The sequence below is a fragment of the Sphingomonas segetis genome (assembly GCF_009720245.1).
In the GTDB taxonomy this organism is placed as follows: domain Bacteria; phylum Pseudomonadota; class Alphaproteobacteria; order Sphingomonadales; family Sphingomonadaceae; genus Sphingomicrobium; species Sphingomicrobium segetis.
In genome coordinates this window covers 1-4,404 of sequence record NZ_WJSQ01000189.1, presented here as the reverse complement: position 1 = coordinate 4,404, position 4,404 = coordinate 1, and the positions used below count along the sequence as shown (strand labels likewise).

The following is a 4,404-nucleotide window of genomic DNA, read 5'->3' as shown; positions in this document are numbered from 1 at the left end:
CCCGGCCTTTGGCCAGGCCGCTCCGCCGCCTCCGCCGAGCGACACGGGCGAGCTCGACCCGAATGCGCCGCTGGCGCCGCTGCCGGAACTCGGCGTGGAATGGCCGGAACTCGACGCGACGGAGACGGCGCCTCCGCCGACCGAGGTCCCGGCCGGGAAAATACAGACATCCGAGGCGGTCGGGAGCGTGCGTTATGCGGTCGACGTCGACGGCTTGACCGCGGTGGGGAACGCCGAAGAGCTGCTCACCGCTTTTCGCAAGCAGTCGACGCTCGAAGCCGAGCGCAAGGACGAGGCGAATGCGGCGCAGATCGGCCGCCGCGCCAGCGCCGATGCGGACCTCCTCGCCGAATTGCTGCGCAGCCAGGGCTATTATGATGCGGTTGTCGAGCCGCGGACCGAGCGCAACGGCGACGAGCTCAGGGTCATCCTGACGGCCGATCCCGGTGCGCAGTACCGGTTCGCTTCGGTCGAGCTGCCGGGGCTCGATGCGGCGGGTCCCGAGACCGCCAGCCTGCGCGAGGCTTTTGCCGTCAAAGCCGGCGACCCGGTGATCGCCGAGGACGTGATTGCCGCCGGCGTCGCGCTCGCCACGGCCCTCGGCGAGCAGGGCTACGCCGAAGCGAAGGTCGGCGAGCAGGATATCGAGGTCAATCACCAGACTCATCTCGCGACTCTGTCGCTGCCGGTGAGTCCGGGGCCGATCGCGCGCTTCGGGACGATCCATGTCAGCGGCAAACCGCCATTCAGCGCGCGCCACGTCGCGACCATTGCCCGGTTCGAACGCGGGGATCAGTTTCAGCGCTCGAAGGTGGATGACCTTCGGCGCGCACTCATCGCCACCACCCTGGTGGCGAACGCCAGCATCAGGTTGGTACCGGTCCAGGGCGGGCGCGTCGTCGATCTCGACGTGCAGCTCGAGCCGGCGCCCTCGCACACGATCGCCGGCGAGATCGGCTACGGGACGGGGCAGGGTGCCTCGATCGAGGCGACCTGGACCGATCGCAACTTCTTCAACCCCGAAGGCGCGTTGACCCTGCGCGGGATCCTCGGCAGCAGGGAGCAGCTCGCGGGCGTCCAGTTCCGCCGCTCCAACTTCCTGCAGCGCGACCAGACGCTCGACGTCCAGTTCACCGGCTCGCATCAGAAATTCGACGCCTACGAGGCGCGCACCGTGCTGCTCGCCGGCCACATCGAGCGGCTCAGCAACTTCATCTGGCAGAAGACATGGACCTGGAGCTACGGCGCGCAGCTGCTCGCGACCGACGAGCGCGGGGTATTCAGCCCCGACGGAATCAAGGGCACGCGCACCTTCTTCATCGCCGCTCTCCCGCTGACGCTCGGCTATGACGGCAGCGACAACCTGCTCGACCCGACGCGCGGGTTCCGGCTGAGCGGCTGGATCAGCCCGGAATATTCGGGCCACGGCAAGAGCCTGACCTATGCCCGCACCCAGATCGACGCGAGCGCGTACCGGCCAGTCTCCGACAGGGTGGTCGTCGCGGGCCGAATCCGGCTTGGAACGATTGGCGGCGCGAGCACCTTCGACCTTGCTCCCTCGCGCCGCCTCTACTCGGGCGGCGGCGGATCGGTCCGAGGCTACGGCTATCAGCAGCTCGGGCCCAAGGACATGGAGGGCGACCCGATCGGCGGCCGCGGGCTCGCCGAGTTCGCGATCGAGAGCCGCATCCGGTTGAAGCAGTTCGGCGGCAATTTCGGGATCGTCCCGTTCCTCGACGGCGGCTCGCTGACGACCAAGGCGATGCCGGACTTAACCCACTGGCGTTTCGCGGTTGGGGCGGGCTTGCGATATTATTCGTTGTTCGGCCCGATCCGCGTCGACGTCGGGTTCCCGCTCAACCGCCAGAAGGGTGACGGTCCGTTCGCCGTCACCGTCTCGCTCGGACAGGCGTTCTGATGGCCGAGGCGGTCGCCGAGCGCGACACGGAGGAGCCGCCGAAGGTCCGGCTGCGGCGCGACTGGGCGGGTCGGCTGCTCAATGAGCTGTTCGCCCTGTTCATCGCCTTGCTGTTCCTGCTCGCCGCGCTGCTGGTGCTGCTCGACAGCGCGCCAGGCCACCGCTTCATCGTCGACCAGCTCGGCCAGTTCGAGACTTCGTCGGGCCTGCGCATCCGCATCGGCCGCATCGACGGCTCGATCTTCGGCAAGTCGCAGCTGCGCAATGTCCGCCTCGCCGACCAGCGCGGCGTCTTCCTGACCTCTCCCAACATCAAGCTCGACTGGGCTCCCGGCGCGTGGCTCGCCAACAAGCTGTCGATCGACAGCCTGACGGCCGATCGCGTCACGCTGATCCGAATGCCCAGGCTCAAGCCGAGCACGAAGAAGGGGCCGATCCTTCCCGGGTTCGACATCCACGTCGGCGAGTTCAGGATCAACCGGCTCGACATCGGGCCAAAGGTCGGCGGCAAAGCGCGGAGCGGGCGCGTATGGGGCAAGGCGGACGTTCATTCGGGCCGCGCGCTGGTCGAGCTGCAGGCGCTGATCGCGAACGGCGGCGACCGCATCGCGCTCCACCTCGATGCCGAGCCCGATCGCGACAAGTTCGACCTGCGCGCGCGGGTGATCGCGCCGGCCGACGGGCTGGTGCCGGCGATGGTGGGCACGAAGCGCGCGATCGACCTGGCAATCGCCGGCAAGGGCAGCTGGAGCCGTTGGCGCGGGACGGCGTCGCTCGACCTCTCCGGCCGCCCGACGGCGCGCCTCGCGCTCGGCGTCGACAACGGCCTCTACCGCCTCCAGGGCCAGTGGTCGCCGGCGCAATTCCTCAAGGGCAAGCTCAAGCGGCTCACGATTCCCATTGTCACGATCCGCGGCGCTGCAACGCTGAAGGACCGCATCCTCGACGGGCAGCTGACCGCCTCCTCTCCGCAGCTTCGCGCGATCGCCAAAGGCTCGCTCGACCTCGCGAACAACGGCTACCGCGAGGTGCGCCTGGGTGTCGATCTCGTGAAGCCAGCAGCGCTCTTCCCGAACATGACCGGGAAGAACGTGCGGATGGTGTGGACTCTCGACGGGCCGTTCGCCACCGCCGCTTATTCCTACCGGCTGATCTCCGACTATGTGAAGTTCGACGATACCGGCTTCACCGCCCTGCATGCCGAGGGGAGGGGCCGCCTGTCGGCCTGGCCGATGCGCGTCCCGATCCGGCTCTCGGCGCGCGCCATCACCGGCATCGGCGACCTCGCCGGGGCGATGCTCGCCAACCCCAAAATCGAAGGCTGGCTGACGGTCACACCGAAAATGGTGCGCGGCGACAACCTCAAGCTCACCAGCGCCAAATGGACCGGCAAGCTATCGGTGCTGATCGACCTCGTCAGCGGCCGCTTCGAGGTGACGCTCTCGGGCGCGATGCAGCGCTACCTGATCCCGGGGCTCGGCATCGTCGACGTGATGACCGACCTTCGGGTCGTACCCGGGCCCAACGGCAAGGGCTCGCACGTCGTCGGCACCGCGAAGGCGTGGGTCCGGCGGCTCGACAACAGCTTCTTCCGCGATCTCACCGGCGGGCTTCCCTCGCTCACCACCAACCTCGAGCGCGGCAACGACGGCATCGTCCATTTCACAAACCTGCAGATCTATTCGCCCAAGCTCCGGCTGTCCGGCTCCGGCGAGCGGTTGAAGGACGGCACTTTCCACATCGTCGCCTCGGGAAGGCAGGCGAAATACGGCCCGCTTCGGCTGGTGCTCGATGGCCATATCGAGCGGCCCAGGATCGACCTGTTCCTCGAGAGCCCCAACGAGGCGCTCGGCATCACCAGGATGCGCCTGCTGCTCGAGCCGACCGCCGCCGGCTTCGACTATCGCGCGAACGGCGGCTCGAAGCTTGGACCGTTCACCAGCAACGGCCAGATCCTGTTGCCGAAGGATGGGCCCACGACCATCGCCATCGCGTCGCTGGATGCGGGCGGGGCCCATGCCAGCGGAAGCCTGCGTTCCGATCCGGGCGGCTTTACCGGGCGGCTGACGCTGGCGGGCGGCACGCTCGCCGGCACCCTCGACTTCGCGCCGGCTTCGGGCGCGCAGCGGATCGATGCGCATCTCACCGCCCGGAACGCGACCTTCCAAGACGCTTTTTCGGTGCGCAGCGGCCGCATCGACGGCACGATTATCCTCGCCGACGAGCGGACGACGATCGACGGGGTCGTCGACGCGCGCGGGGTGGAGGCGAGCGGGATCACGCTCGCTCGGCTCACCGCCAATGCCAGGCTGGTCAACGGCATCGGCCAGGTCCGCGCTGCGTTCGCCGGCAGGCGCGGCGCCTCGTTCGAATTCTCGACGCTCGCTGACGTCTCGCCGGACCGCATCCGGCTGACCGGAAGCGGCCGGATCGAGCGCCAGCCGCTGGTGCTCAGGGAGGCCGCGGTGTTGACCCGCGCCGGCGAT

Annotated in this window: 2 protein-coding genes; both read left to right on the top strand. The window is 68.6% G+C overall.

Annotated features, from left to right (window positions below; translation table 11 throughout):
• A partial coding sequence (locus GH737_RS13250) for an autotransporter assembly complex protein TamA (RefSeq protein WP_155265270.1) occupies positions 1–1,918 on the top strand: 1,918 nt, incomplete at its 5' end.
• Positions 1,918–4,404: translocation/assembly module TamB domain-containing protein (locus GH737_RS13245; protein ID WP_476749619.1), on the top strand; the 2,487-nt coding region annotated here is incomplete at its 3' end. The genes GH737_RS13250 and GH737_RS13245, both read left to right, overlap by 1 nt.